This is a genomic window from Methylobacterium sp. P5_C11, assembly GCF_054049775.1.
In genome coordinates, this window is the sequence record NZ_JBFULS010000008.1 from 32,063 (window position 1) to 56,815 (window position 24,753).

General features: G+C 69.7%; 30 protein-coding genes. 12 read left to right on the forward strand and 18 right to left on the reverse strand.

The features are described 5' to 3' along the window. Nucleotides 1–67: 67 nt before the first annotated feature. The 6 genes from ACXJKQ_RS06770 to mdcA all read right to left on the reverse strand — a co-directional run bounded on the left by ACXJKQ_RS06770 (nucleotide 68) and on the right by mdcA (nucleotide 5,431). Nucleotides 68–994: an acyltransferase domain-containing protein gene (locus ACXJKQ_RS06770; RefSeq protein ID WP_457105001.1), complete on the reverse strand. Its 927-nt coding sequence runs from the start codon at nucleotides 992–994 to the stop codon at nucleotides 68–70. After that, nucleotides 991–1,650, reverse strand: a complete 660-nt coding sequence (gene mdcG, locus ACXJKQ_RS06775) for a malonate decarboxylase holo-[acyl-carrier-protein] synthase (protein ID WP_457105002.1) — start codon at nucleotides 1,648–1,650, stop codon at nucleotides 991–993. Before mdcG ends, ACXJKQ_RS06770 begins: the two co-directional genes overlap by 4 nt. After that, a complete protein-coding gene (gene mdcE / locus ACXJKQ_RS06780) occupies nucleotides 1,643–2,359 on the reverse strand; it encodes a biotin-independent malonate decarboxylase subunit gamma (protein ID WP_457105003.1) in 717 nt (238 codons plus the stop codon). The genes mdcG and mdcE overlap by 8 nt, the downstream gene beginning before the upstream one ends. After that, nucleotides 2,346–3,275: a biotin-independent malonate decarboxylase subunit beta gene (locus ACXJKQ_RS06785; protein ID WP_457105004.1), complete on the reverse strand. Its 930-nt coding sequence runs from the start codon at nucleotides 3,273–3,275 to the stop codon at nucleotides 2,346–2,348. The genes mdcE and ACXJKQ_RS06785 overlap by 14 nt, the downstream gene beginning before the upstream one ends. Nucleotides 3,276–3,277: 2 nt before the next feature. Further along, nucleotides 3,278–3,586 carry a malonate decarboxylase acyl carrier protein gene (mdcC, locus tag ACXJKQ_RS06790; RefSeq protein WP_457105005.1) on the reverse strand — a complete coding sequence of 103 codons (309 nt, stop codon included), beginning with the start codon at nucleotides 3,584–3,586 and terminating at the stop codon, nucleotides 3,278–3,280. A gap of 198 nt (nucleotides 3,587–3,784) precedes the next feature. Continuing rightward, nucleotides 3,785–5,431 carry a malonate decarboxylase subunit alpha gene (gene mdcA, locus ACXJKQ_RS06795; protein WP_457105006.1) on the reverse strand — a complete coding sequence of 549 codons (1,647 nt, stop codon included), beginning with the start codon at nucleotides 5,429–5,431 and terminating at the stop codon, nucleotides 3,785–3,787. Between the two features lie 228 nt (nucleotides 5,432–5,659). Between mdcA and madL the strand changes: the two genes are divergently transcribed. The 3 genes from madL (at nucleotide 5,660) to ACXJKQ_RS06810 (ending at nucleotide 7,681) form a co-directional block, all read left to right on the forward strand. Beyond that, a complete protein-coding gene (madL, locus tag ACXJKQ_RS06800) occupies nucleotides 5,660–6,118 on the forward strand; it encodes a malonate transporter subunit MadL (protein WP_457105007.1) in 459 nt (152 codons plus the stop codon). 17 nt (nucleotides 6,119–6,135) lie between these two features. Then, a complete protein-coding gene (gene madM / locus ACXJKQ_RS06805; protein ID WP_457105086.1) occupies nucleotides 6,136–6,900 on the forward strand; it encodes a malonate transporter subunit MadM in 765 nt (254 codons plus the stop codon). A 112-nt stretch (nucleotides 6,901–7,012) separates the two neighbouring features. Next, nucleotides 7,013–7,681: a GntR family transcriptional regulator gene (locus ACXJKQ_RS06810; RefSeq protein ID WP_457105008.1), complete on the forward strand. Its 669-nt coding sequence runs from the start codon at nucleotides 7,013–7,015 to the stop codon at nucleotides 7,679–7,681. 57 nt (nucleotides 7,682–7,738) lie between these two features. On the opposite strand, the gene ACXJKQ_RS06815 is transcribed toward ACXJKQ_RS06810, so the two are convergent. The 3 genes from ACXJKQ_RS06815 to ACXJKQ_RS06825 form a co-directional block, all read right to left on the reverse strand. Next, nucleotides 7,739–8,221, reverse strand: coding sequence for a GNAT family N-acetyltransferase (locus ACXJKQ_RS06815; RefSeq protein WP_457105009.1), 483 nt, complete (start codon nucleotides 8,219–8,221; stop codon nucleotides 7,739–7,741). A 113-nt stretch (nucleotides 8,222–8,334) separates the two neighbouring features. Beyond that, nucleotides 8,335–8,706: a cell division protein ZapA gene (locus tag ACXJKQ_RS06820; RefSeq protein WP_457105010.1), complete on the reverse strand. Its 372-nt coding sequence runs from the start codon at nucleotides 8,704–8,706 to the stop codon at nucleotides 8,335–8,337. A gap of 42 nt (nucleotides 8,707–8,748) precedes the next feature. Continuing rightward, a complete protein-coding gene (locus ACXJKQ_RS06825; RefSeq protein WP_457105011.1) occupies nucleotides 8,749–9,033 on the reverse strand; it encodes a DUF4164 family protein in 285 nt (94 codons plus the stop codon). Nucleotides 9,034–9,475: 442 nt separating this feature from the next. Here ACXJKQ_RS06825 and gap point away from each other — a divergent pair, with 442 nt between their 5' ends. The 6 genes from gap to ACXJKQ_RS06855 all read left to right on the forward strand — a co-directional run bounded on the left by gap (nucleotide 9,476) and on the right by ACXJKQ_RS06855 (nucleotide 15,331). After that, complete coding sequence (gene gap, locus ACXJKQ_RS06830) at nucleotides 9,476–10,480, forward strand: type I glyceraldehyde-3-phosphate dehydrogenase (protein WP_457105012.1); 1,005 nt, start codon at nucleotides 9,476–9,478, stop codon at nucleotides 10,478–10,480. An 89-nt stretch (nucleotides 10,481–10,569) separates the two neighbouring features. After that, a complete protein-coding gene (locus ACXJKQ_RS06835) occupies nucleotides 10,570–11,037 on the forward strand; it encodes a hypothetical protein (RefSeq protein ID WP_457105013.1) in 468 nt (155 codons plus the stop codon). A 25-nt stretch (nucleotides 11,038–11,062) separates the two neighbouring features. Further along, the gene (locus tag ACXJKQ_RS06840; RefSeq protein ID WP_457105014.1) at nucleotides 11,063–12,265 is read left to right on the forward strand and encodes a phosphoglycerate kinase; all 1,203 of its coding nucleotides are present in this window, start codon (nucleotides 11,063–11,065) and stop codon (nucleotides 12,263–12,265) included. A 297-nt stretch (nucleotides 12,266–12,562) separates the two neighbouring features. Then, on the forward strand, nucleotides 12,563–13,633 hold the full coding sequence (fba, locus tag ACXJKQ_RS06845; protein WP_457105015.1) for a class II fructose-bisphosphate aldolase: 1,071 nt from the start codon (nucleotides 12,563–12,565) through the stop codon (nucleotides 13,631–13,633). 19 nt (nucleotides 13,634–13,652) lie between these two features. Beyond that, on the forward strand, nucleotides 13,653–14,297 hold the full coding sequence (locus tag ACXJKQ_RS06850) for a thiamine phosphate synthase (RefSeq protein ID WP_457105016.1): 645 nt from the start codon (nucleotides 13,653–13,655) through the stop codon (nucleotides 14,295–14,297). Further along, entirely contained in the window at nucleotides 14,294–15,331 is a 1,038-nt protein-coding gene (locus ACXJKQ_RS06855; RefSeq protein ID WP_457105017.1) for a tetratricopeptide repeat protein, read from the forward strand. The genes ACXJKQ_RS06850 and ACXJKQ_RS06855 overlap by 4 nt, the downstream gene beginning before the upstream one ends. A gap of 239 nt (nucleotides 15,332–15,570) precedes the next feature. Here the strand turns inward: ACXJKQ_RS06855 and ACXJKQ_RS06860 are convergent, their stop codons facing one another. From ACXJKQ_RS06860 to ACXJKQ_RS06870, 3 genes are read right to left on the reverse strand one after another with little or no spacing between them, the layout of a single operon-like run. Next, the gene (locus tag ACXJKQ_RS06860; RefSeq protein ID WP_457105018.1) at nucleotides 15,571–16,011 is read right to left on the reverse strand and encodes a cupin domain-containing protein; all 441 of its coding nucleotides are present in this window, start codon (nucleotides 16,009–16,011) and stop codon (nucleotides 15,571–15,573) included. Beyond that, nucleotides 16,008–16,421 (reverse strand): carboxymuconolactone decarboxylase family protein, encoded by a 414-nt coding sequence (locus tag ACXJKQ_RS06865; RefSeq protein WP_457105019.1) that lies wholly within the window; start codon nucleotides 16,419–16,421, stop codon nucleotides 16,008–16,010. Before ACXJKQ_RS06865 ends, ACXJKQ_RS06860 begins: the two co-directional genes overlap by 4 nt. Before the next feature lie 13 nt (nucleotides 16,422–16,434). Continuing rightward, a complete protein-coding gene (locus ACXJKQ_RS06870) occupies nucleotides 16,435–16,860 on the reverse strand; it encodes a DUF779 domain-containing protein (protein ID WP_457105020.1) in 426 nt (141 codons plus the stop codon). A gap of 152 nt (nucleotides 16,861–17,012) precedes the next feature. Between ACXJKQ_RS06870 and ACXJKQ_RS06875 the strand changes: the two genes are divergently transcribed. After that, on the forward strand, nucleotides 17,013–17,300 hold the full coding sequence (locus tag ACXJKQ_RS06875; RefSeq protein WP_457105021.1) for a hypothetical protein: 288 nt from the start codon (nucleotides 17,013–17,015) through the stop codon (nucleotides 17,298–17,300). A gap of 84 nt (nucleotides 17,301–17,384) precedes the next feature. Here ACXJKQ_RS06875 and adh read toward each other — a convergent pair whose 3' ends face one another. The 6 genes from adh to ACXJKQ_RS06905 form a co-directional block, all read right to left on the reverse strand. Beyond that, nucleotides 17,385–18,908 carry an aldehyde dehydrogenase gene (gene adh / locus ACXJKQ_RS06880; protein WP_457105022.1) on the reverse strand — a complete coding sequence of 508 codons (1,524 nt, stop codon included), beginning with the start codon at nucleotides 18,906–18,908 and terminating at the stop codon, nucleotides 17,385–17,387. A 344-nt stretch (nucleotides 18,909–19,252) separates the two neighbouring features. After that, a complete protein-coding gene (locus ACXJKQ_RS06885) occupies nucleotides 19,253–19,597 on the reverse strand; it encodes a DUF3325 domain-containing protein (RefSeq protein WP_457105023.1) in 345 nt (114 codons plus the stop codon). Continuing rightward, on the reverse strand, nucleotides 19,594–21,087 hold the full coding sequence (locus ACXJKQ_RS06890) for a PepSY-associated TM helix domain-containing protein (RefSeq protein WP_457105087.1): 1,494 nt from the start codon (nucleotides 21,085–21,087) through the stop codon (nucleotides 19,594–19,596). The genes ACXJKQ_RS06885 and ACXJKQ_RS06890 overlap by 4 nt, the downstream gene beginning before the upstream one ends. Before the next feature lie 26 nt (nucleotides 21,088–21,113). Continuing rightward, nucleotides 21,114–21,425, reverse strand: a complete 312-nt coding sequence (locus ACXJKQ_RS06895; protein WP_457105024.1) for an iron transporter — start codon at nucleotides 21,423–21,425, stop codon at nucleotides 21,114–21,116. 159 nt (nucleotides 21,426–21,584) lie between these two features. Beyond that, nucleotides 21,585–21,848 (reverse strand): hypothetical protein, encoded by a 264-nt coding sequence (locus ACXJKQ_RS06900; protein WP_457105025.1) that lies wholly within the window; start codon nucleotides 21,846–21,848, stop codon nucleotides 21,585–21,587. A 99-nt stretch (nucleotides 21,849–21,947) separates the two neighbouring features. Further along, nucleotides 21,948–22,766 (reverse strand): cold-shock protein, encoded by an 819-nt coding sequence (locus tag ACXJKQ_RS06905; protein WP_457105026.1) that lies wholly within the window; start codon nucleotides 22,764–22,766, stop codon nucleotides 21,948–21,950. A gap of 314 nt (nucleotides 22,767–23,080) precedes the next feature. Between ACXJKQ_RS06905 and ACXJKQ_RS06910 the strand changes: the two genes are divergently transcribed. Both ACXJKQ_RS06910 and ACXJKQ_RS06915 read left to right on the forward strand, forming a co-directional pair. Beyond that, on the forward strand, nucleotides 23,081–23,554 hold the full coding sequence (locus ACXJKQ_RS06910; RefSeq protein WP_012317168.1) for a response regulator: 474 nt from the start codon (nucleotides 23,081–23,083) through the stop codon (nucleotides 23,552–23,554). A gap of 110 nt (nucleotides 23,555–23,664) precedes the next feature. Beyond that, nucleotides 23,665–24,747, forward strand: coding sequence for a Ppx/GppA phosphatase family protein (locus ACXJKQ_RS06915; protein WP_457105027.1), 1,083 nt, complete (start codon nucleotides 23,665–23,667; stop codon nucleotides 24,745–24,747). Nucleotides 24,748–24,753: the final 6 nt, after the last annotated feature.

A 24,753-nucleotide genomic window follows, 5' to 3' on the forward strand; every position in this document is an offset into this window, starting at 1 on the left:
GCCTTGCGCACATCACCGTAATAGTAGGGCACCGGAGGCGGCGAACCGCCAAGTAGGCGCGGCGTGACTAAGGCCGCGCCAGCCATTCGGTGACGCCTGCAAGCGAGCGGAATTCGTCGACGGCGTGGACCCGCGCGTCCGGAAGCGCCGTCCGAGCCATCGTCGCGAGGGCATGGCCGGGACCGAGTTCGAGGACACGGTCTGCGCCGTATTCCCGGCAGGCGTCCAGGCAGGCGGCCCAGTCGATCGTATGCGAGATCTGAAGCGCGAGCTTCTCCCGCCCGTCCCCGTCGCGGAAGACCGCCGCGCCGTCCAGACCGCTGAGGAGACGCGGCGCGCCGGGCGGCGGACGGCACGGGGGCGCCTCGGCGAGCGCCCCCCGAAAGGCCGCCGTGGCGTCGGCCAGCAGGGGCGTGTGCGAGGGGGTGTGGACCGGGAGGATCACGGCCCGCTGCGCCCCGGCGCCGATGGCCTCGCGGCACAGCGCCTCCAGGGCCGCGCGCGGGCCGCCGACCACCCCGCTGTCGGCGGCGTTGCGGATCGCGAGGTGGCAATCGTGGCGCGAAGCCAGGTCGTCGAGCACGGCGAGGGCGAGGCCGCGGATCCCCGCGAGGCCGAACCCGGCACCCGAGGCGGCATCCATGGCCTCCGCGCGACGGGCGGCCAGTGTCAGGACGTCCGCGTGGCCGAGGCGTCCTGCGATGCCCCAGGCCGCGAGGTCGCCGATGCTGTAGCCGGCCACGATCACCCGGTCCGGTTTCGCGTCGCCCAGCGCCTGCCAGGCGGCCAGAGCGGCCACGCAGCAGAGGATCTGCCCGGTCCGGTTCGCGTGCAGCGCGTCACCGCCCGCGCGGGCGAGATCACGCGGGTCGGCGCCGTCGAGGAGCGGCTTGGCGGCCGCGAACACGTCCTGCGCGGCCGGGTGATCGGCCGTGATGGCGAACATCGCGGCGTGCTGCCCGCCCTGGCCGGAGAGGAGAACCGCGAGGGTCATGCAGGCTCCCGCTCGCGCAGCGACGCGACCGGACGGAGATCCAGCCGGTCCAGGCCCTTGGCGAGGATCGATCCGTCCTGCGGTGCGTCGCGCAGTTCGCGCCAGTGCAGGCCGGTGCCGTCCGGCAGCAGGATCTCGCCGTCGATGCCCATCGGCGCCGCCTCAGCGACCACGGCAATGCCATCGAGCAGGCCCCGGGATACCGGCAACCGGCAGGGCCAGAGCAGGTCGAGGTCGGAGGTGGGGCTCAGGTAGGTCAGGCCGGTGAACGCCTGCCAGAGGAGGCTGCCGAACGGCCGCGGCGCGGGTCCGTGCCGATCTCCGAGAGCCGTCAGGGCCGCGAGACTCGCCCGCCAGGGCGATGGCGCTTGTGCGGCGGCGTCGGCCAGCCTGATCGGCGCGACGCGGGTCAGCGCGGCCTGTGGCAGCGCGAGGCCGATCCGCCGCTTTCCGTCGGCCGGCGGCAGGGGCAGGCCGAGGGGGATCGCCTCCCCTGTTTCCCCGGGCACCCGGCGCCGGACGATCAGCGGATGGCCGGCCGCCGCCCAGCCCGCGAGGTGCGGGAGCCCGCCGAGATCGGGCCGACCCGCGAGCCAGGCCGTCCAGGCCGCCGGATCGGCGCGGACGAGGTCGTGCCGCCTGAAGGCCTCAGCCAAGGCGCGCCTGCTCGGCGACCGCGGCGGCGACGGTGCCCGCCACCGGCCGCCCGCCCCGCTCCGCGCCCAGGCGGTCGCGGACATCCCCGGGCGGCATCCCACCGATGAGCGCGCGGATCTGCCGTTCGAGGGATTGGCTCGGGTCCAGGACGGCGTGGACCGCACCGGTTGCCACCATGTTGTCGAGGCCGGGTGCGAAGACCGGTGTCGACTGCGCCATCTCCTCGAGCTTGGCGAGGGGCAGCTTGGTCACCCGCGCGACCGAGGGCAGGTCCATGACGCTCGGGTTGGCGCCGGGCAGAGCCGCCAGCACCCGGGTGGCGAGCGCCGTGGCGATGAAGGCCCCGGCGGCCGAGTGACCGTAGATCAGCCCGATCGTCGGATGGCCCGACCGGTCGGCCAGGAGCAGCACCTTGGCGAGATGCGCGAGGCACTCGTTCAGGCCGAGGAGCTCGTCGCGCCGGCTCATGCGCTGGCTGTCGGAATCGACCGCCACCAGGATCGGAGCCCGGTCGCCCGCCCGCACCGCGTCGAGCACCGCGCGCGATAGGGTCAGGGTGCCCTCGACGCCGAGCGGCGTGTCGCCGTCGACGCCAACGACGTGGATCCGCCCGCCCGCAAAGGGGCCGGTGCCGGTCACGAGGCCGTCGCGAACCTCGACGGCGTGACCGTGTGGGAACAGCGCGGCGAGGATCTCAGCGAGCGTCATGATCGGCCTCCCGGCTGCGGGTCACGGTCTCGACGAACGCATCGGTGTCCATCGCCGGCACGGCATCGGGATCGTTGACGCCGAGCCGCGCCCAGACATCCGTGGCGTCGCGGCAGGCGCCGTAGCGGTCGATCCGGGATTCCAGGCGCGCCTGCTCGGCCTCCAGGGTCGCGAGGTCGAAGGCCGGCGCATGGTCGATCAGCGCGAGGGCCGCCGTCCGGAAGGACGCGACGGTGTCGGCGCAGAACGCGTCGGCGCCCCCGATCAGCCGGCGGTGCTTGCCACCCATCGTGCGCCAGACCAGCGCCCGGTCGCGGGAATCGAACTCCTCGGCACCCTTGTTGGTCTCGATCACCTCCGGACCGGAGACCGAGATGCGGCCGCCCTCCGAGACGGCCAGCCGCGAGCAGGTGCCGGCGATGAGCCCGCCGCCGCCGTAGCAGCCGGCCCGGCCGCCGATCAGGCCGACGACCGGGATGCCGGCGGCACGCACCTCGACGATGGCCCGCATCGTCTCGGCGATGGCGGTCTCGCCGGCATTGGCTTCCTGCAGGCGGACACCGCCGGTGTCGAACAGGATCAGCACCGCCTTCGGCTTCAGGTTTAGGGCCGCGCGGAGGAGACCGACGAGCTTGGCCCCGTGCACCTCGCCGAAGGCCCCGCCCATGAAGCGGCCCTCCTGGGCGGCGATCAGGACCGGGCTGCCGCCGAGGGTCGCCCGGCCCACCACGATGCCGTCGTCGAAGGCGCGCGGGAGATCGAACAGCGGCAGGTGCGGGCTCATGCGCCGCTCGGCCGGTCCCAGGAACTCGCGGAAGCTTCCGGCATCGGTCAGCGCCGCGACGCGCTGGCGCGCGGTGGCCTCGTACCAGCTCAGGGCGTCCGGATCGAAACGCGCGGCGCGGTTGCCAGCCATGGTCAGGCCTCCATCAGCCGCGCGCCCTGGAGCAGGCGCAGGGACACGGTGTCGGGGCGGGCGCCGCCGTCGTTGATGCTGATCCGGATGCCGCCGGGCTGCGCCCGCGCGATGAAATCCGCCACTACCGCTGCCCAGACGTCGCCGTAGCCGGCGATCGGTGTGTCGATGGCGACTTCGCAGGCATCCGGCGGGAGCACCCGCTCCAGCAGGATCTCCAGGTTGCCGGAGGCGACAACGCCGGTGATCGCGCTCGGAACCGTGCCGGGCAGCGGCGTCTTGGTGGTGTGTCGGAAGGTCAGGGATTCCATGGCCGGTTCCTCGCGGGACGATCCGTCATCCAATCGGGACACCTCATCGTGAGGTGGGCAAGCGTAGCGGAGGCCACGACGGCCGATATCCGAAGGGCCGCGATCCCTGGGGAGATCCTCCGAGGCCGGGCTGCCGCCCCGCCCCTCGGGACGAGGGTGGGACAGCCGTGTGTCGCGTCCGCGCCGTCGGTCGCCAACCTACCAGTTCCGGAACCGGGCGGGCGGCTCGTAGAGCCCGCCGGACCAGTGGACGAGGTCCTTAATCGATTTCGCGGCGAGCAGCGCCCGGTCGGCGTCGAGGGGCTCGATGCCGAGATCTTCCGGGCGGCGGATGATACCCCGGGTACGCAGGTCCTCAACCTTCGCCCGGTCGCGCCCCCGTCCGACCTCGGTGTAGCCGGCAACGCCCCGGATCGCCTGCTCGCGCTCGTCGGCGTCCCGGCACAGCAGGAGGTTGGCGATGCCCTCCTCGGTGACGATGTGGGTCACGTCGTCGGCATAGATCATGACGGGGGCCAGCTCGAGGCCGATCGTCTTCGCCAGTTCGAGGGCGTCGAGCTTCTCCACGAAGGTCGGCACCAGCTTGTCGCCGAAGGTCTCGACCATCTGCACCACCAGCTTGCGCCCGCGCATCAACGCCGGGTCGCCGACGATCTGGCCCTCCCGTCCCGCCTTCATCCAGGGATCGGACGGGTGCCGCCGTCCGTGCGGATCCGAGCCCATGTTCGGGGCGCCGCCGAAGCCGGCGACCCGCGACTGCGTCACCGTCGAGGAATGCCCCATCAGGTCGATCTGGAGGGTCGCACCGATGAACATGTCGCAGGCGTAGAGGCCGGCGGTCTGGCAGAAGGCCCGGTTCGAGCGCAGGCTCCCGTCCGGTCCGGTGAAGAAGATGTCGGGCCGCGCACGGATGTATCGGTCCATCCCGACTTCCGAACCGAAACAGTGGATCTGCTTGACCCAGCCCGACTCGATCGCCGGGATCAGCGTCGGGTGCGGGTTGAGCGCCCAGTGGGTGGCGATCTTGCCCTTGAGGCCGAGCCTCTCGCCGTAGGTCGGCAGCAGCAGCTCGATGGCGGCGGTGCCGAACCCGATGCCGTGGTTGAGGCGGCGGATACCGTACTCGGCGTAGATCCCCTTGATCGCCATCATGGCGATCAGGATCTGGGTCTCGGTCATGGCGGCCGGGTCGCGGGTGAACAGCGGCTCGACGTAGAAGGGCTTGTCGGCCTCCACCACGAAGTCGATCCGGTCGCCCGGGATATCCACCCGTGGGACCCTGTCGACGATCTCGTTGACCTGCGCGACCACCACTCCGTTCTTGAAGGCGGTCGCCTCCACGACGGTCGGCGTGTCCTCGGTATTCGGTCCCGTATACAGGTTGCCGTCCCGGTCGGCCGACACGCCCGCGATCAGCGCCACGTTGGGCGTGAGGTCGATGAAGTAGCGGGCGAACAGCTCCAGGTACGTGTGGACCGCCCCGAGTTCGATCTGGCCGCCGTACAGCATCTTGGCGATCCGCGCGCCCTGCGGGCCGGAATACGAGTAGTCCAGCCGTTTCGCGATACCGATCTCGAACACGTCGAGATGCTCCGGAAGCACGATCCCCGACTGGACCATGTGCAGGTCGTGGATCTTGTCGGGATCGCAGGCCGCTAAGCCGCGGGCCAGGCAATCCGCCTGCTTCTGGTTGTCGCCCTCGAGGCAGACGCGGTCGCCGGGTCGCAGGACCGCCTCCAGCAGATCGACGACCGCCCTGGGCGGCACGACCTTGCCGTCCGCATGCGTGCGGCCCGCCTCGATCCGCGCGTCGCGTGCGAGGCGCTCGCTCTGCCAACCGGTCATACGCCCGCCCTCTCTCGGTATGCTCACCACCAACTAGCTAAGGAGTGGAGTATTTTCAAACCCGCCTTCATCACAGTTTCGTATACGGGATTGCCGTCAAGTCAATGTCCTGCATACAATAACAGAAAGGCCACCGAGCCGACAGGGAAGGAGACGCTCCATGCCGAGCGCGTCGATCCGGCCGCCAGCGCGCGGTGACAAGCGGATCACCGCGAAGGGCCAACGCCGATGATCGTCCTCGGTGTCGCCCTGCTCGCAGCCTGCACGCTGATCGGCGTGTATCTCGGTGACCTTCTGGGGCTCGCCCTGGGCGTGAAGGCGAATGTCGGCGGCGTCGGCATCGCCATGATCCTGCTGATCGCGGCCCGCCTGTGGCTCTCCCGGCGGGGGCGCCTGACCAAGGGGGTCCAGTTCGGCGTCGAGTTCTGGGCGGGCATGTACATCCCGATCGTGGTGGCCATGGCGGCACAGCAGAACGTGGTGGCGGCCGTCAGCGGCGGCCCGATCGTGCTCATCGCCGCGACCGGATCGCTGGTCCTGTGCTTCGGCGCGGTGGCACTCCTCAGTCGCTTCGGCCGGCGCGATCCCGGCAGCGCCACGGTCCAGCACGGCGGGTCCGTAATCGGCGGCGAGACCGAGCCGGCTCCGACGGCAACGGCCGACGCGTCCTTGGCCAGGAAGGGGTGAGCGCCATGGGATACGACATCTGGCACGGCATCGAGCACGTCTTCATCGAGCAGAGCCTCGTGGCCGCCTTCGCGGTCGTCGGCGCGCTGATCCTCGTCTCCAATCTGGCGGCCAGGCACTTCACCAACGGACGCGTCCATGGATCCGCCATCGCCATCGTGCTCGGGCTGATCCTCGCCTATGTCGGCGGCCTCTCCACGGGCGGGAAGAAAGGGCTTGCCGATATCCCGGCCCTGGCCGGGATCGGGCTCATGGGCGGGGCGATGCTGCGCGACTTCGCGATCGTCGCCACGGCCTTCGAGGTCGATGTGATCGAGGCGCGCCGCGCCGGGCTGCTCGGCGTGCTGGCCCTGGCCCTCGGCACGATCCTGCCGTTCATCGTCGGCACGCTGACCGCCGTGGCCTTCGGCTATCACGACGCGGTCTCGATCACGACCATCGGCGCCGGGGCGATCACCTATATCGTCGGCCCCGTCACCGGCGCGGCCATCGGGGCCGATTCCACCGTGATGGCGCTCTCGATCGCCACCGGCGTTACGAAGGCCGTGATGGTGATGGTGGGCACGCCCCTGGTGGCCCGGCTGATCGGCCTCGACAACCCGCGCTCGGCGATGGCGTATGGCGGACTGATGGGCACCGTCAGCGGGGTCGCGGGCGGCCTGGCGGCCACGGATCCCAAACTCGTGCCCTACGGGGCGCTGACCGCGACCTTCCACACCGGAATCGGCTGCCTCGTCGGACCCTCGATCCTGTTCCTGACGGTGCGAGCGCTGGTAGGCTGAGGCCCGGGGCGCGGGATTCTTTCCTCTCGGTCGACGGATTAGGCTGTTGTGTTGCGCCGTCATCCTGGGAGTATGGCGTTCGCGCGTGGCAGCGCGTGTCCGGGAACGGTGAATGCACGGCGAGTTCCAGAAGATCGACAGCGGGCTCCTCTCGGATCGGATCCGGGACGCCCTCACCGATGCCATCGCATCGGGGACGATCGCCGCCGGCACGGCGCTCGACGAGCAGAACCTCGCGCAGCGCTACGGAGCCTCGCGCACGCCTGTCCGGGAGGCCCTGCGGCAACTGGCGGCCTCCGGACTAGTGGAGATGCGACCCCGCCGGGGAGTCGTGGTCGCCCGGCTGACGCCGCAGCGAATCGCCGACATGTTCGAGACCACCGCCGAGATCGAGGCGATGTGCGCCCGGCTCGCCACCTACCGGATGACGCCCCTGGAACGGGGCCAACTCATGGAACTCCATGAAGAATCGGCCGCAGCCGTCGAGGCGGGCGACGTCGACGCCTACGATCGCTTCAACCGCACCTTCCACGAGGCGCTCTACACGGCGACCCACAATGGCTTCATGGCCGAGCAGGCGCTGGCAATCCGGGAGCGGCTCGCCGCCTTCCGCAGGACACAGCTGCGCCACGCCGACCGGATCCGCCGATCGCGGGAGGAGCATGGCGAGATCCTGGCGGCGATCGCGGAGGGCGACGGCGAGACGGCGGCTCGACGGATGCGCGCCCATATGCTGCGGGCGGCGGCGGCGCTCGGGCGCTACATCGCCGAGACCGGGTGACAGGGGGCGCCCAGGCCTGTCTTGCGCAGCCAGAATCGTTCGGCGCGCGCCGACGGGTCAGTTCAGATCCAAGTGCCAGAACTGATTGAATTCAGTCGCACTGTATTGACCGAAAGCTGCGCCGTTCGCGAAGCCGCGGCATCGGTAGAGTGCGAGAGCCGGCTCGAACGCCGGTCCGCTGCCGGTCTCGAGGCTCAGACGGCGGACACCCCGGGTGCGGGCAGCGGCGATGACGGTCTCGAGGATGGCCGAGCCGGCGCCCTGACGCAAAAATTCGGGATGGGTCCGCATGGACTTCACCTCGGCGGTGCCGTCCGGCAGCATCTTGATCGCTCCGACGGCGGCCACGCGATTCGCGCGCCACGCCGTCCATACGGTGACCTCCGGGGCCTGCAGGCCCGAGAGATCGAGGGCGAACACGCTGCCGGGCGGCGAAGCGGCTTGCATGCCGGCTAGGTGAAGGGCCAACACCAGACGCGTCTGTTCGCCGGACAGGTCGTCCTGCTTGATCTCGAGAGCGCTCACGGGATGCGCGCTCATAGGCCCTCAGGACCAGCCGCCATTCTGCTGCAGGACGGATGAGCGGGGCGTCATCGGGTGACCGATGGCCTCGATGACCGGCGGCTTCGATTCGACGGGCCGCGCCACCGCCCTCACCCGCGCGACCCGGCGCCGCCCAGCGCCTCGGCGAGCTTGCCGATCCGCTCGGCCGCGCGTCCGATTCCGGCTGCGGCCCGCTCGGCATCCTCGGTCCGCCCGCGCTCGGCGGTCTCGGCGGCCGCGCGCAGCTCCGCGACATTCGTTTCCAGCGTCGCGAGCCGACCCCGCAGTTCCGCCAGCTCGTCGGCGATGGTCAGCGCCGCCATGACCTGGAGGCGCATATCGCCGATTTCACCGAAGCTCTTGCGCATCTCGGCGATGCGCCCATCCAGGGTCGTGGCGAGCCCAGTGAGGTGGGCTTCCTCCCCCTCCCCGCAGGCCATGCGATAGCTGCGGCCGTCGATGGTCACGTTGATCTGCGGCAAGGGCGGCTCCGCTCGGCGCTCCGTCGGGCGCGGATGTTGGGGTCAGGCGCGTCCGAGCACATCCTGAACGGTCTCGATCGCCCGGTCGAGCCGATGGCCGACCTCCCCGGTCGCGGCCGTGACCGCGGCGAGGCGGGCGCTCGCCGCGTCGAGGGCCGCAGCCAGGCGGGCGCGATCCTCTTCCATCAGGGCGAGTTCCGCGTCCCGGTCGTCCGGCTGTGCCGCGGTGTCGAGGCGATGCTGGACGACGGCATCGAGGCGATTGATCGCCACTTCGAGCCGGCCGAGGGCGTCGTCGATGGAGCGGGTCTCGGTCTCGTCGGCCATAGGTCCTCGTCTGCCTCGACGGGCAGCTTTCCGTCGAATCCGGGCGAAATTCCAGCAGGGAATCGCGTTCGATCCCCAGCGGACGGCCGGCCAATGGATAACCGCGACCCTTGTTTATTGGTCGGTGGATCGAAGGTCTTTGTCACGGCGATGCGTTTGACAGGTTGAGGCGCCATGTTAGACAGCCGCGCGCTCCCGAGAGGGACCGCGCGAGACCTGCTGGGGGCTGGTCCGCGACAGTTCCGAGGCCTCAGCCGGCGCCGTCCGATCCGACGGTCACGGGCATCGAAGCCCGGCCTCTCCCGGCCCGGTTCATCGCAGGTTCAAACCCGCCCGCCCAGATCCGCCCGGCCCGGACGGCATGGCGGGCCGCCGAGACCGCTCCGCGGACCGCGCCCCGAGGTCCGGCGCGCGGTGAGCCGCATCACGAAGGAGTCACGCCGTGACGAAGGTTGCCATCAACGGGTTCGGACGCATCGGCCGCAACGTCCTGCGCGCGATCGCGGAAGCCGGCCGCAGCGACATCGAGGTCGTGGCGATCAACGATCTCGGCCCGGTGGAGACCAACGCCCATCTGCTCCGCTTCGATTCCGTGCACGGCCGCTTCCCCGGCGACGTCGCGGTCGACGGCGAGTTCCTCGTCGTGAACGGCAAGCGCATCAAGGTCACGGCCGTGCGCAACCCGGCCGAGCTGCCGCACCGCGACCTCGGTGTCGACATCGCGCTGGAATGCACCGGCATCTTCACCTCGAAGGACAAGGCGAAGGCCCACCTCGATGCCGGCGCCAAGCGCGTCCTCGTCTCGGCGCCGGCCGACGGTGCCGACCTGACGGTGGTCTACGGCGTGAACCACGACAAGCTCACCCGTGAGCACCTCGTGGTGTCGAACGCATCCTGCACCACGAACTGCCTCGCGCCCGTGGCGCAGGTGCTGGACGCCGCCGTCGGCATCGAGCGCGGCTTCATGACCACGATCCATTCCTACACCAACGACCAGCCCTCGCTGGACCAGATGCACAAGGACCTCTATCGGGCGCGCGCCGCGGCGCTCTCGATGATCCCGACCTCGACCGGTGCCGCGAAGGCCGTCGGCCTCGTCCTGCCGGAACTCAAGGGCAAGCTCGACGGGACCGCGATCCGCGTGCCGACTCCGAACGTCTCGGCGGTCGACCTCGTGTTCACGGCCAAGCGCGCGACCTCGGTCCAGGAGATCAACGACGCGATCAAGGCCGCGGCCGCCGGCCCGCTGAAGGGCGTGCTCGGCGTCACCGATCGCCCGAACGTCTCAATCGACTTCAACCACGATCCCCACTCGTCGACCTTCCACCTCGACCAGACCAAGGTCATGGACGGCGTGCTCGTGCGCATCCTGACGTGGTACGATAACGAGTGGGGCTTCTCGAACCGCATGGCCGACACGGCCGTGGCGATGGCAAAGCTCATCTGAGCCTCGTGCCCGCGGCCGTCGCCTCCTGAGGGGCCGGCGGCCGCGCCTTTCATCGGACGGCCTTTCTTCGAACCAGGGACTCTCCAGGGATGACCGACGCTTCGCAGGGCACGTCGAGCGGGCCAGCTGTTGTGCCGCCCCCCCCCCGGCCGGCTCCGCCCCCGCCCGTCGCTGCGGGCGCGCCCGCAGCTTCCGCACCGTCTCATGCGTTGCCGGCCAATCAACTCTTCGATCAGCTCGCGCGGATCGAGGACAAGTGCTCGCGCATCGAGGATAAGTACGCCCGCTCCGAGGCGCTGCTCTCGCGGGTCGAGGACAAGGTCGAGAACGCTTCGACCCGGATGAACGAGGCGGCTCGTCAATCCGATCTCGCCGCCCTGCGCACGGAGATGCGGGGGCTCGCCGAGCGCACGCGCCGGCTGCCCGGCACCGGCGCCCTGGTCCTGACCGCGGTGATCACCGCGATCCTCACCGTGGTGCTGATGATCGCCGTCCAACGGCTCAACCTCGACCATCTGCTGCCGCAGCGCGCCGCCGTCGGCACGACCGTCCAGTAAACCTGACTCACCCGCACAGGACCGCATGAGCGCCTTCCGCACCCTCGACGACGCCGGCCCGCTGAAGGGCAAGCGCGTTCTGATGCGCGTCGACCTGAATGTGCCGATGGAGAACGGACGCGTCACCGACACCACGCGCATCGACCGCGTCGTTCCGACGATCCGCGAGGTCGCCGCACAGGGCGCCAGGGTCGTCTTGCTCGCTCATTTCGGCCGTCCGAAGGGCAAGCGCGAGCCGAAGGATTCCCTGGAACCGGTCGTCCCGGCCCTTGGAGCCGCCCTCGAGCGCTCCGTCGGCTTCGCGTCGGATTGCGTCGGTGACGCGGCCGCGAAGGCCGTGGCGGCGCTGCAGGATGGCGACGTGCTGCTCCTGGAGAATACCCGATACCATCCGGGCGAGGAGAAGAACGACCCGTACTTCGCGGATGCGCTGGCGGCGAACGGCGACGTCTACGTCAACGAGGCCTTCTCGGCGGCCCACCGCGCCCACGCGTCGACGGAAGGGCTGGCGCACCGGCTGCCGGCCTATGCCGGTCGCGAGATGCAGGCTGAACTGGATGCCCTGACCAAGGGCCTCGAGTCGCCCCAGCGCCCTGTCATCGCCCTGGTGGGCGGCGCCAAGGTGTCGTCCAAGATCGACCTTCTCGAAAATCTGGTCGCCAAGGTCGACATGCTGGTGATCGGCGGCGGCATGGCCAACACCTTCCTGCACGCGCAAGGGAAGGCCGTGGGCAAGTCCCTGTGCGAGAAGGATCTCGCCGAGACCGCCAAGCGCATCCTGGCTGCGGCCGCGAAGGCGGGCTGCCGGATCATCCTGCCGGTCGACGCGGTCGCGGCTACGGAATTCAAGGCGCAGGCACCGCACCAGACCGTCCCGGTGGATGCGGTGCCCGAGGCCAGCATGATCCTCGACGCTGGCCCGCAGTCCGTCACCGAGATCAACGCCGCGATCGACGGGGCCAAGACCCTGGTCTGGAACGGTCCCCTGGGCGCATTCGAGCTGGCTCCGTTCGACGCTGCGACGGTGGCCGCCGCCAGGCATGCAGCCGCGCGGACGAAGGACGGCCAGCTTGTCTCCGTTGCGGGCGGCGGCGATACCGTGGCCGCGCTGAACCACGCTGGCGTGGCTCAGGATTTCACCTACGTCTCGACCGCGGGCGGTGCCTTCCTCGAATGGCTCGAGGGCAAGGCCCTGCCGGGCGTGGAGGCGCTGCGCGCGAAGGGCTGAGGCGGCGCCCGATCGGAGTCCGCGCACGGTTTTCAGGAGCGCGACCAGCATGCGCGTGATGGTACGGAGCACGGCAGGCGAGTTCGAAAGGTGGGTCAGCGAGGTCAAGCTACGCGTGGCGGCGCTGGAGAGCGGAAGCCGGTGAGGATCGTTTGCCGAATGCGTGCTCTGTTTCGCTTCGGAGATTGACCGGATGCGAGGCTCCCGGCAGATCGGCACGAGAGGGCTCGGCTGAGGGCTTCACGGCGCCACCGGCGATCGGGCAGACGACCACACGGAAACGGGAAGACAGGCACGATGGCACGCATCACCCTCCGGCAGCTCCTCGATCACGCCGCCGAGCACGAGTACGGCGTGCCCGCCTTCAACCTGAACAACATGGAACAGGGGCTGGCGATCATGGCGGCGGCCGACGCCACCGACTCGCCGGTGATCCTCCAGGCGAGCCGCGGCGCCCGCGCCTACGCCAACGACGTCGTGCTGGCCAAGCTGATCGACGGCCTCGTCGAGATCTACCCGCACATTCCGGTGTGCATGCATCTCGACCACGGCAACAACGAGGCCACCTGCGCCACGGCGATCCAGTACGGCTTCACCTCGGTAATGATGGACGGGTCGCTCAAGGCCGACGGCAAGACGCCCGCCGACTACAATTACAACGTCGAGATCACCCGCAACGTCACCAAGATGGCCCACTGGGCCGGTGTCTCGGTCGAGGGCGAGCTGGGCGTGCTCGGCTCCCTCGAAAGCGGCCAGGGCGAGGCCGAGGACGGCCACGGCGCCGAGGGCACCCTCAGCCACGACCAGCTCCTGACCGATCCGGACGAGGCGGTGAAGTTCGTGGAGGCCACCAAGGTTGATGCCTTGGCGGTTGCGATGGGCACGAGCCACGGCGCCTACAAGTTCACCCGCAAGCCCGACGGCGAAGTGCTGGCGATGAACGTGATCGAGGAGATCCACCGTCGCCTGCCGACGACCCACCTCGTGATGCACGGCTCGTCGTCGGTGCCGCAGGATCTCCAGGACATCATCAACCAGTACGGCGGTCAGATGAAGCCGACCTGGGGCGTCCCGGTCGAGGAGATCCAGCGCGGCATCAAGCACGGCGTGCGCAAGATCAACATCGACACCGACAACCGCATGGCGATGACCGGCCAGATCCGGAAGGTGCTCAACGAGAACCCCTCCGAGTTCGACCCGCGCAAGTATCTGAAGCCCGCCATGGAGGCGATGACGAAGCTCTGCCGGCAGCGGTTCGAGGAATTCGGCACCGCCGGAAAGGGCTCGACGATCCGGCCGATCTCCGTCGCCGAGATGGCCAAGCGCTACGCCAGTGGCGCCCTCGATCCGAAGATCGGCGCCCGGTAGGGCCGGATAGGCGGCGTCGATGAGCAACAATTCCCGCCTCGCCCTGCTCGGGCCGCACGGCCTCGACGCGGACGGTATCGCGGATTTCGCGGCGGCCCTGAAGGCCGCCTGCGAAACCGGCGCGGTCGCCGCCGTGATCCTGCGGCTCGCCGCTGCCGACGAGCGCGGGCTGACCGCCCGCATCAAGGCTGTCGCCCCGGTGGCGCAGGAGCGGGGCGCGGCCCTGGTCGTGGCCTGCCCGGGCTTCACCGGCGATCTCGCCACGGTGGCGGTGCGCGGCGGGGCCGACGGGATCCACGTCGACAAGCCGCGCGACCTGAAGGACTTGCGCGGACGGTTGCGGGACGGGCGCATCCTCGGCGCCGGCGGCCTCGAAACCAAGCACGCGGCGATGGAGGCGGGGGAGGCCGGGATCGACTACCTGATGTTCGGCGGCCTGTATCCGGACGGGGTCGCGCCGGACGCCGCAACCGTGCTGGCCAGGGTCTCGTGGTGGGCCGAGATCTTCGAGACGCCCTGCATCGCCGTCGCGACCACCCATGAGGAGATCGCCTCGCTCGCTGCCACCGGCGCCGAGTTCGTCGGGCTGGAGAGCGGCCTGTGGCTGACCGATCCGGCGGCCGTCGAGCGAGCCCGACGCGCCGTTCAAGAGGCGGCCGCGTGAGGCGCGGCGTTCCTCTGGTCATCCTGGGTTTTACCGCAGCGGCGGCCTTCCCACTCCCGGCGCGGTCGGCGTCGGAACTTGCCGGTCCCGCGGCGCCGGGCTCGACCACCGCCCGCTCCGGCAAGGCCCCGATGCCGGAACTGCCGAGCCCGTACACGCCGAACTACACCCGCGGTGCCGTGCCGCCGGCGGGCGGACAGCCGGCGGACATCGCCTACGGCGCGTATCAGCGTGGCCAGTACGTCACGGCCTTCCGAGAGGCGACCAAGCGTATCGAGACGAATCCGAAGGATGCGGCCGCGATGACGCTGCTCGGGGAACTGTACAACCAGGGCCTCGGCGTGAAGCAGGATGCCGTGAAGGCAGCCGACTGGTACCGCCTGGCGGCCGCCCAGAACGATGCATCCGCCATGGCGTCCCTCGGACTCATGGCACTCGATGGTCGCGGCATGCCCAAGGACCCGAAAGCGGGTCGCCGCTGGCTGGAGCAGGCTGCCGGCCAAGGCTCGCCTACGGCTGCCTACAATCTCGGACTGATTTTGATCGGCACGGGTGCCACCGCCGATGAGGCCGCTGCGGCCACGCAGTTCCGCAAGGCCGCCGAGGCCGAGATCGGCCCCGCGCAGCACGATCTGGGCGTGCTCTATCTGCAGGGACGCGGCGTACCGAAGGACCCGTCCAAGGCGGCGGAGTGGTTTCGTCGCGGCGCCGACAACGGCGATCTCGCCAGCGAGGTCGAGTACGCGATCCTTCTCTTCAACGGCACCGGCGTCAACAAGGACGAGCGCGCGGCCGCACGCTACTTCCTCCACGCCGCGTCACGCGGAAACGCCATCGCGCAGAACCGGGTCGCGCGGCTCTACGCCGTCGGCCGTGGCGTAGCCAAGAATCTTGTCGAGGCCGCGGCCTGGAACCTCGCCGCGGCCGGACAGGGCCTGTCCGATGCCTGGCTGGACCAGACCCTGTCCGGCCTCTCCGCCGACGAGCGCACGCGCGCCGAGCGTCTCGCCAACGAGCGGATCGAGCAGCGCTGACCGGATAGAGCCGTCCCCGATCGTGTTGCAACGGTTTGGAAGGACGGCGACCCTGGTCAAGACAGCCGCGCCCCGTTCCCCAATCCCGCATGGGAGTGGGGGCGCGTCGCGAGCTGCCGCCCGCTCTCGTGTTCGGCCCGGATGTGTGACCGTCGCAGGCCAAATCGGTGAGGGGACCTCGCCGTGTGCGGCACGGGCTCGGCTACCGCCCCCCTCCCCCGACCCGCTCGGGAAYGGCTCTAGACGTCGGCCTTCGACCAGTCGACACCGGCCTCAAGGTCCGGCAGCAGGACGACGCTCTCCTGCTCGTTCGGGTCCGTCCGGGCGATCACGGCCGTGACGGGCTCGGTCCGGCTCCGATTGTAGGGCAGGTGCGGCACGTCGGCGGCGATGTAGACGAACTCGCCCGCCCCTGCGATCGCGTGGTTCTCCAGGCGGTCACCCCAGAAGCAGCCCGACACGCCGGACAGGACGTAGATCGCCGTCTCGTGCGATTCGTGCTTGTGGGCATGCGCGCGTTCGCCGGGCGGGATCTCCAGGAGCTGCATGTGCAGCGCCTTCGATCCCACCGCCTCGGCGGAGATAGCGGGTCGATAGATGTGACCCTGCTTGCCGCGGAACGGCGCACTCTCGTGCACCACCCGCAGCCCCTGTTTCACCGTGCCGGACCCGGAACTCATGAACCTTCCTCCACTCTGAAGGCGGGATCGATGGGGATCTGCATGCCGTTGACCAAGGCGTTGGTCTGGTTGGCCATCCCGACCACGGCCAGGAACTCGCCGTGCTGCTCGGCCGTCAAGCCCTTAGCGCGCGCGGCGGCCGTGTGGGAGTGGATGCAGTACGGGCAGCCATTGGCGATCGAAACCGCAATGTAGACCAGTTCCTTCGTCAGCGGATCCAGGCTTCCCGCCCCCATGACGGTCTTCAGCGTGGACCACGTGCGTTCGAGCAAGGCCGGATCGTTGGCGAGGCCGCGCCAGAAATTGTTGATGACATCGGAACCCCGGGTCGTCCGGATGTCGGCGAAGACAGCGTGGACGCGCGGCTCGGCCTCGGCCTCGGCATCGGACCAGAGCTTCACGGTCGCCATCGCGGCCCCTCCCTCAGAGTTTGCACGCGCCCTCGAGCGCCCGGTTCTCGGCCTCGGAGAACATCCGCGACCGGATATGGAAGCGCTTCTCGCGTCCGTTCTCCAGGGAGAACATGCCGCCACGGCCCGGCACGACGTCGAGGATCAGATGCGTGTGCTTCCACACCTGGAACTGCGACCGGCTGATGAAGAAGTCCGCGCCGCCGACCGTGCCGAGACGGACGTCCCCGTCTCCGACGACGAAATCGCCGACGGGGTAGCACATGGGCGAGGACCCGTCGCAGCAGCCGCCCGACTGGTGGAACATCACCGGTCCGTACTCGCTCCGCAACTCGTCGATCAGCGCGAGGGCCGCCGGGGTGGCGGTGACCCGCAACGGCGTCCCGTCAGCGCCGACCTGCTCCGCGACATTGGCGTCCAAAGTCTGGTCCAAATTCATGCCGTCCTCCCGGATCGATGACTGAATATGCGTGGTGACCCGCGGTTTTCCACGGCCATTCGTTCGCGCTCGCGCCGGCTCCGGATGCGGGGTGACGCGTTGTGTCAGTGCAGCGCGGCCTCTGCCGCCACAACGGACCGGGAATGCCCGCCATGATTGTTCGCCTCAGTGCCGCCTGCCTCGGCCTGCTCGCCCTCGCTGGGCCTGCCGCCGCCGAACCGCTCGCCCTCCGCGTGCAGCCCCGCGAACAGCCGCTGTTCTTGCAGCACGCTTGGCAGGTCGCCGGAAATCCCAACGTCACGCCCGACAACCCTATGGGCGTGGTCGGCTGGGACGGTCCGCCGGACGACGTCCGCGGCGTCAGCGCCGACGCCGGTCCCATGGCCCCCGGCTCGATCGCCAATCCTCCCCTCGAGGGATACGGCTACGGCGCGTATTGAGCGCGGTGGCGATCCGGGATCGAAAAAGCCCCGGCCGTGAGGCCGGGGCTGAAGTTGTCTCGGGGGGTTAACCCGGGAAGAAACTCAGAAGAACCCGAGCTTCTTGGCCGAGTAGCTGACCAGCATGTTCTTGGTCTGCTGGTAGTGGTCGAGCATCATCTTGTGGGTCTCTCGGCCGATGCCGGACTGCTTGTACCCGCCGAAGGCCGCGTGGGCCGGGTAGGCGTGGTAGCAGTTCGTCCAGACGCGGCCGGCCTGGATCGCCCGGCCGAAGCGGTAGGCACGGGTCCCGTCGCGAGTCCAGATTCCGGCACCGAGGCCGTAGAGCGTGTCGTTGGCGATGGAGAGCGCTTCGGCATCGTCCTTGAAGGTCGTGACCGACAGGACGGGGCCGAAGATCTCCTCCTGGAAGATGCGCATCTTGTTGTGGCCGCGGAACACGGTCGGCTTCACGTAGAAGCCCTCCGCGAACTCGCCGTCCTTGACGTTGCGCTCGCCGCCGGTGAGCAGCTGCGCGCCCTCCTGCTTGCCGATGTCGATGTAGCTGAGGATCTTCTCCATCTGCTCGCCCGAGGCCTGGGCGCCGATCATCGTGGCCGGATCCAGCGGCGAGCCCTGCGTGATCGCCTCGACGCGCTTCACGGCGCGTTCCATGAATCGGTCGTAGATCGACTCGTGCACGAGGGCGCGGCTCGGACAGGTGCAGACCTCGCCCTGGTTGAGGGCGAACATCGTGAAGCCTTCGAGGGCCTTGTCGAAGAAGTCGTCGTCCTCGTTGGCCACGTCGGCAAAGAAGATGTTCGGCGACTTGCCGCCGAGCTCCAACGTCACCGGGATCAGGTTCTGCGAGGCGTACTGCATGATGAGGCGGCCGGTGGTCGTCTCACCCGTGAAGGCGATCTTGGCGATCCGCGGCGACGAGGCAAGCGGCTTGCCGGCCTCGAGCCCGAAGCCGTTGATCACGTTGAGCACGCCCGGCGGCAGCAGGTCGCCGATGATCTCCATCAGCACCAGCACGGAGGCCGGGGTCTGCTCGGCGGGCTTGAGGACCACGCAGTTGCCGGCGGCGAGCGCCGGGGCGAGCTTCCACACCGCCATCAGGATCGGGAAGTTCCACGGGATGATCTGACCGACCACGCCCAGCGGCTCGTGGAAGTGGTAGGCGACCGTGTCGTGGTCGATCTCGGAGATCGAGCCTTCCTGCGCCCGCACGCAGCCGGCGAAGTAGCGGAAATGGTCGATGGCGAGGGGGATGTCGGCGTGGGTCGTCTCGCGGATCGGCTTGCCGTTGTCCCAGGTCTCGGCCAGCGCGATCAGATCGAGGTTCTCCTCCATCCGGTCGGCCATCTTGAGTAGGATTCGGGCGCGCTCGGCCGGCGCCGTCTGGCCCCAAGCCTCTTTGGCCGCGTGGGCGGCGTCCAGCGCCTTCTCGACATCCTGGGCGTCGGAGCGTGCGACCTCGCAGATCACCTTGCCGGTGATCGGCGACGTGTTCTCGAAGTAACGGCCGGCCGCGGGGGCGACCCACTGGCCGCCGATGAAGTTCTCGTAGCGAGCCGAGAAGGGCGACTTGACCTTGGCGTCGCCGAGGAATTCCGGCTTGTTCATCGCAGTGTTCCCTCCATAGGCCCCGGCCTCGCGAACCGCGGCTCTTGGGCTTAAGCTGGCGTTCGGGCGACCTATCGTCGGGGCCGCATCCGCTTCCGCTCTGTTCGCAGCCAATGGCTTTTGGCCTGTCGAATCAAGATGGACTTTTGGCCAGTGCGCGAGTGCACCGATCCTACGCGCTTCCGGACGTTACCGCGAGCGGACAAATCTCCTCAGCGCCGCGCCTCCGGCTCGGCCGCTTTCCGACGTGGTTCTCGCGCCCGCGGCTGCCCGAGACGAACGAGGGGAGAGACCGACGGGCTGTCCGATGCCCCCCGCACGATCAGCGCGACCGACGTCGCGGATCACGCCAGTGCCAGAGGCAGGGCGAGGACCGCGAGCGGCAGCGCCGACAGCGCGGCATTCCGCAGCCACGCCGGCCGATAGGCGATCAGCACCACCACGGCGAGGGCGGAACCGGTCAGCGAGCCGATCCACTGAACCGGTCCGAAGCTCCAGCCGGCCGCCGCCACCGCTGCCGCGAATGACAGGCTAAGGCCGCACCATCCGGCAGCGCGCAGGCTCCCGACGCGCTGCCGCGGCCGAGACACATGGAAAGCGGCTCGGTGATGCCGGTCGAGGCTCAGGGCCAGGGCTGCGAAGCCCGCGAAGCTCAGGAGCAGGCTGAGGATGAGCGCGGCGGGCGTCACGCTTCGACCGTCCGGGACAATCCGCCCTCGGGCGTGCGCGGCGCTGCCGCCCGACCTCGCGCCGCGAGCCGCGATCCGGCAAGGAGGACCAGACCGAGGGCTGCCATGGCGGTGTCGAAAATCATGTAGCCCGGCTGGCCCACCAGCACGGCATCGACGAGCGGAATCGCCAGGAAGGCGCAGGCCGCCACTGCGAGGGCGGCCGACCAGGCCCGTCGCCGCGGGTAGAGGGATGCGGCGATCGCGGCGGCGATCCAGGCTGCGAAGAAACCGCGCACCTCCCAGTCGGCCCGCGCTTCCAGTCCGATCGGAAGAAGCCGGTTGGCAAGGAAGTAGGCGGCCAACCCCACCGGCAACCCTGTGATGGTCCCGAGATTGAGCAACCGGACGATCCGCAGGCCGAAACCTTCGGGATCGGCGCCCTTGGGCGCACGCTTCACCGTCCAGAGGACGAGGCCGCTGGCGACCGTGGCCGCGCCCATGACACCGCAGAGGAAGAACAGGAGGCGCAGCGGCGCGGCGGCGAAATGCGCCTCGTGGAGCCCGGTCATGACCGCCCCCGTCCGCGTCGCCGCGCCGGCTTCGCCGACACGGCCGATCTCCACGCCGGAATCGGCCGCGTAGGCGATCTGCGGGTGGAGATGCGCAAGCCCGTGCGGCTCGGCGAAATACGCCGTCGCGGTGGCGCCGGCATCCCCCGGCGTGGTGATCACCAGCATCTCGGGCGCCTCGCCCCCGGCCGTCATGGCCCGCGACACGATCTCGCCGAGCGGCAGCGGCGTGCCGGGCTGCCCGGTGGGCATGCGCCCCGGCGTCATCAGGCCAGCCTCGGCGTAGTAGCGGAGCACGTCCTCGCCGTAGACGGCCTTGATCCCCCACGGCATCAGCATCGGCGCCAAGGTGACGAGGCCCGTGTAGACGATCATCAGGTGGAAGGGCAGCGCAAGGACGCCCATCACGTTGTGGGCGTCGAGCCAGCCGCGCTGGGCCGAACGGTCGCGCCGGAAGGTGAAGAAGTCGGCGAAGATGCGTTGATGGGTGACGATCCCGGACATCAGCGCGATCAGTAGGACCATCGCGCAGGCCGAGACGATCCAGCGCCCCCAGACCGGCGGCAAGCTCAATTCGAAGTGGAACCGGTACAGGAAGTCGCCGCCGCGCGTGTCGCGGACATGTGCGGCCTCTCCCGTGGCAGGGTCGAGAAGCGCGTGGTGGTAGGGTCCGTCCAGATGCGGCCACCAGTAGACTTCGACCGCCGGGTTCTCGGAATCCGGCAGTCTTACGGACCATCCGGCGGCCTCCGGCATCGTCCGGCGCAGGAACGTGCCGGCGCGTGTCGCCGCCGCGACCGGATCGACTGCCGAATCGGACAGCTCGGGCCGCATCCAGTGTGAGATGTCGGTGCGGTAATAGCTGGCCGTTCCGGTGACGAAGATCGCGAACAGCACCCATCCGATGACGAGGCCGGACCACGTGTGCAGCCAAGCCATCGACTGGCGCAGGCCCCGCGACGGGCTCAAGCCGCGCCCCCACGGGCGATGGCGAGCGCGAACCAGAGGCCCCCGGCCATCACGGCCGACGTGAGGCCCAGGACCAGGGCCGCCCGTGCCAGCGTCGGGGCGGCGAACACCCAGATCACCGCGGCCGCCATGATGGCGAAGCTCGCCAGCGTCGCCGTGGACACCGCCTCGGCGCGGGAGCCCGGCAGGATCAGCGCCAGCAAACCGCTCGCGAGCGCGGCGACCCCGTAGCCGCCCAGCGCCGCCAGGAGCACCCGACCGGCGACGGCGAGTCGATACACCGCCAGCGGCGTTGCACGCGGGTTCATCGCGCCGCCTCTCGTTCCCGTGAGCCCATGCCGCGACGTAGCAGCGGCCCAGGCCGGGACGCAACGGCTATGTTCCGGAATGATTCCAGTATGAAAAGAGAGGGTTAGGCCGGGCGGCGCGGGAGATCGCGATCGCGATGCGGCGGTCGCGAATCGGCCTCAGCGACCGAGCGTCCCGGGCGCTCTGGCCGTCTTGACGGTCCGGAGCGTTGCGGCCGCGTCCCTGGCGCTCGGTGGAAGATCGGGACCGGACTGCGCCCCGGCAAAGGTCGACGCACCTCCCGTGGCCGGTGCGCTGACACGGCGGTCGTGCGCGGAGCCCCGGCCGTAGCCGGCGTTGATGCCCGCGTAGAAGCCGGTGAAGTCCGCCGCCCGCGCGCTGCCCGCGAGTACGAGCAGGACCATCGACAACAGGCGGCCCATCGGCACACTCCGAAACAACGAAGGCGGCGGCTCTTCCGAGAACCGCCGCCTTTGCGTTTGGCAGGAGATCGCGGCGACCTTGCGGCCGACGCGAGACACTCAATCCTCGACGTTGATGCTCTGCGCCTCGCGGCCCTTCTGGCCCTCGACCACGCCCAGGGTGACCTGCTGGCCTTCGGCGAGCGAGTCGAGGCCTGCGCGGGACAGGGCGGAGCGGTGAACGAACACGTCCTTGCCGCCGTCGTTGACCGAGACGAAGCCGAAGCCCTTCGCGGGATCGTACCACTTCACGGTCCCGCTCATCTCGACGGACGGACCACCGGCGGAGCGGCCACCACCGCCGCCGCCGCCGTATCCACCACCGCCGCCGCTGTAGCCGCCACCGCCACCGCCGTAGCCGCCACCACCGCCGCCGCCGTAGCCGCCACCGCCGGCGGGAGCGCCGCCGCCGAAGCCGCCGGTGCGCGGACGGAACTCGCGCCGGGGCGCGGGCGCCTCGGCCGTGGAGGTGTCAACGCTGGTGACGCTGGTGACCTGCGGACCTTTCTGGCCCTGCGCGGTCGTCACCGTCAGCCGGGTGCCCGGCATCAGGTCATCGTGGCCAGCCGCCTCGACGGCGCGGATGTGGAGGAAGGCATCGCCCGAACCGTCGCCGAGTTCGACGAAGCCGAAGCCCTTCTCCTTGTTGAACCATTTGACCGTCGCATCGCGCTCCGGACCGGACGCGACCGGCGCCGCGCCGCGCGACGGACCACGGTCGAAACCGCCGCCGCCGAAGCCGCCGCCGCCACCACCGAAACCACCACCACCGCCGCCGCCGTATCCGCCGCTGGGGGGAGCCTGATCAGGCCATCTCGGCTCGCCACTCTCGTCGAAGCCGCGCTTCTGCGGCCCCCTGAAATCACGACCACGTCCCATAGAAAGCTCGCAAAAACCGTCCGCCGCCCTTGTCTCGAATACCGCGTGCGCGCCATCCCAGACAGCCCACGCCCCGCACTATCATTACCCCAGGTCGCGGTAACCAAGAATAACGCCCCAGTCCTGACGCAATCGGGCCTTGACCGCAAGGACCTTCTTGGCCCAGACGCGCCCGTTTCGTTACTTTCTTGCGGCAAACAGCGGAGGTGGTCGCGAACCCCCGGTCGGTCCTTTCTCTTTCGAGGGAAAGCGTTAGCGAAACGCAAAGGCTGTCTGCCTAGACTCGGCGTCGTGCCCCGCTGAGCCACCCGGCCATGATCGCGACTCCGACTTTTCCCGACCTTTCGGCCCTCGTCGTCGACGAGAGCCTCTACATTCGCCGAATCGTGCGCGACATGCTCATGCGGGTTGGCATCAAGCGGGTGCTGGAGGCGCCGGACGGGGCCGAGGCGCTTGGAGTGCTGGCGGAGAGCAAGCCGGACATCAGCATCATCGACTGGGATCTGTCGATCCTCTCAGGCGAGGAGTTCATCAGGCTGGCACGGACCCCCACCACTTCACCCTGCCCGACCATCCCGATCATCCTGATGCTGGCCCAGCCGCGGCGGAACGTCGTCGACCGTGCCGTGGCGCTCGGCGTCAACGAGATCATCGCCAAGCCGTTCTCGCCAAAGACCCTATGGTCGCGCCTCGACGAGGTAATCAACCGGCCGCGGCCGTACTCGCAGGTGAAGAGTCTCCTGCGCCCGATCCCGCGTCGGGCCAGCGCCATGAAGGCGGTCGCCTGAGCGCGAGCACGATGGGACGTTGCAGTTCCCCGCCGAGCCTGTAGGGTCGCGGAGCAACAATGGCCGGGCGCGATGCTCAAGGCCGACCCGAAGGATCGACGGCCGCGCCGATGAGGGACGAGACCGCCGCGGCCGCGCCGTCCCGAATTCAGACCGGCGCGGTGCCGCTTCAGACGTCAGCCCCGCTGCCGGGCCGTGAGCGTCGGCGTGCCGCCTACGCGGCGCTCGATCTCGGCACCAACAATTGCCGACTGCTCGTCGCGGAGCCGACCTTCAGCGGCTTCCGCGTGATCGATGCGTTCTCGCGCATCGTCCGGCTCGGCGAAGGACTCGGGACATCAGACCGCCTGAGCGAGCCCGCGATCGAGCGGACCGTCGAGGCCTTGCGCATCTGCCGGTCCAAGATGCAGGCCCGCGGCGTGCAGCGCGCCAAGGTAATCGCCACGGAGGCGTGCCGGCTCGCAGTGAACGGGGCCGCCTTCGTGGAGCGCGTCCGCCGCGGCGTCGGCCTCGACCTCGAGATCGTCGACCGGCAGACCGAGGCCTATCTCGCGGTCACGGGCTGCGCGGCCCTTGCGGATCCGCTCGCGGAATCGGTGATCATCTTCGATATCGGCGGTGGCTCGACCGAGATCGCGTGGCTCGACGGTGCGGCCGCCAACCCGTCCACGGATCCGACCCTGCGGATCCGCGCCTGGGATTCCCTGCCAGTGGGCGTGGTGACCCTGGCCGAGCGACACGGCGGGGCCGAAGTCACCCGGCGGATGTTCGAGGGCATGGTCGAGGAAGTCGCCGAGAAGCTCTCGGCCTTCGCCCTGCGCGCGGCCGCCGCGGCGACGGCGCCGCACTTCCACCTCCTCGGGACGTCCGGCACCGTTACGACCATCGCCGCGATGCATCTGCGGCTCGCCCGCTACGAGCGTCGCCGCGTCGACGGTCTCTGGATGAGCGACGAGTCCGTCTCGACGGCCATCGACGATCTGCTCGACACGCGGCTCGAGCAGCGCGCGGAGAATCCCTGTATCGGTCGCGACCGCGCCGATCTCGTTCTGGCGGGCTGCGCGATCCTGGAAGCGATCCGCCGCGCCTTCCCGTCCGAGCGCCTGCGCATCGCCGATCGCGGCCTGCGCGAAGGATTGCTGATGAACATGATGCGCGAGGACGGGGTCTGGAATCGGAAGGCGGTCCGATGAGGGCGG

Coding starts and splice junctions, on each gene's coding strand:
- ACXJKQ_RS06770 (WP_457105001.1), bottom strand. CDS start 994: ATGACCCTCGCGGTTCTCCTCTCCGGCCAGGGCGGGCAGCACGCCGCG.
- mdcE (WP_457105003.1), bottom strand. CDS start 2,359: ATGACGCTCGCTGAGATCCTCGCCGCGCTGTTCCCACACGGTCACGCC.
- ACXJKQ_RS06785 (WP_457105004.1), bottom strand. CDS start 3,275: ATGGCTGGCAACCGCGCCGCGCGTTTCGATCCGGACGCCCTGAGCTGG.
- mdcC (WP_457105005.1), bottom strand. CDS start 3,586: ATGGAATCCCTGACCTTCCGACACACCACCAAGACGCCGCTGCCCGGC.
- mdcA (WP_457105006.1), bottom strand. CDS start 5,431: ATGACCGGTTGGCAGAGCGAGCGCCTCGCACGCGACGCGCGGATCGAG.
- madL (WP_457105007.1), top strand. CDS start 5,660: ATGATCGTCCTCGGTGTCGCCCTGCTCGCAGCCTGCACGCTGATCGGC.
- ACXJKQ_RS06810 (WP_457105008.1), top strand. CDS start 7,013: ATGCACGGCGAGTTCCAGAAGATCGACAGCGGGCTCCTCTCGGATCGG.
- ACXJKQ_RS06815 (WP_457105009.1), bottom strand. CDS start 8,221: ATGAGCGCGCATCCCGTGAGCGCTCTCGAGATCAAGCAGGACGACCTG.
- ACXJKQ_RS06825 (WP_457105011.1), bottom strand. CDS start 9,033: ATGGCCGACGAGACCGAGACCCGCTCCATCGACGACGCCCTCGGCCGG.
- ACXJKQ_RS06835 (WP_457105013.1), top strand. CDS start 10,570: ATGACCGACGCTTCGCAGGGCACGTCGAGCGGGCCAGCTGTTGTGCCG.
- ACXJKQ_RS06840 (WP_457105014.1), top strand. CDS start 11,063: ATGAGCGCCTTCCGCACCCTCGACGACGCCGGCCCGCTGAAGGGCAAG.
- fba (WP_457105015.1), top strand. CDS start 12,563: ATGGCACGCATCACCCTCCGGCAGCTCCTCGATCACGCCGCCGAGCAC.
- ACXJKQ_RS06850 (WP_457105016.1), top strand. CDS start 13,653: ATGAGCAACAATTCCCGCCTCGCCCTGCTCGGGCCGCACGGCCTCGAC.
- ACXJKQ_RS06860 (WP_457105018.1), bottom strand. CDS start 16,011: ATGAGTTCCGGGTCCGGCACGGTGAAACAGGGGCTGCGGGTGGTGCAC.
- ACXJKQ_RS06865 (WP_457105019.1), bottom strand. CDS start 16,421: ATGGCGACCGTGAAGCTCTGGTCCGATGCCGAGGCCGAGGCCGAGCCG.
- ACXJKQ_RS06870 (WP_457105020.1), bottom strand. CDS start 16,860: ATGAATTTGGACCAGACTTTGGACGCCAATGTCGCGGAGCAGGTCGGC.
- ACXJKQ_RS06875 (WP_457105021.1), top strand. CDS start 17,013: ATGATTGTTCGCCTCAGTGCCGCCTGCCTCGGCCTGCTCGCCCTCGCT.
- adh (WP_457105022.1), bottom strand. CDS start 18,908: ATGAACAAGCCGGAATTCCTCGGCGACGCCAAGGTCAAGTCGCCCTTC.
- ACXJKQ_RS06890 (WP_457105087.1), bottom strand. CDS start 21,087: ATGGCTTGGCTGCACACGTGGTCCGGCCTCGTCATCGGATGGGTGCTG.
- ACXJKQ_RS06895 (WP_457105024.1), bottom strand. CDS start 21,425: ATGAACCCGCGTGCAACGCCGCTGGCGGTGTATCGACTCGCCGTCGCC.
- ACXJKQ_RS06900 (WP_457105025.1), bottom strand. CDS start 21,848: ATGGGCCGCCTGTTGTCGATGGTCCTGCTCGTACTCGCGGGCAGCGCG.
- ACXJKQ_RS06905 (WP_457105026.1), bottom strand. CDS start 22,766: ATGGGACGTGGTCGTGATTTCAGGGGGCCGCAGAAGCGCGGCTTCGAC.
- ACXJKQ_RS06910 (WP_012317168.1), top strand. CDS start 23,081: ATGATCGCGACTCCGACTTTTCCCGACCTTTCGGCCCTCGTCGTCGAC.
- ACXJKQ_RS06915 (WP_457105027.1), top strand. CDS start 23,665: ATGAGGGACGAGACCGCCGCGGCCGCGCCGTCCCGAATTCAGACCGGC.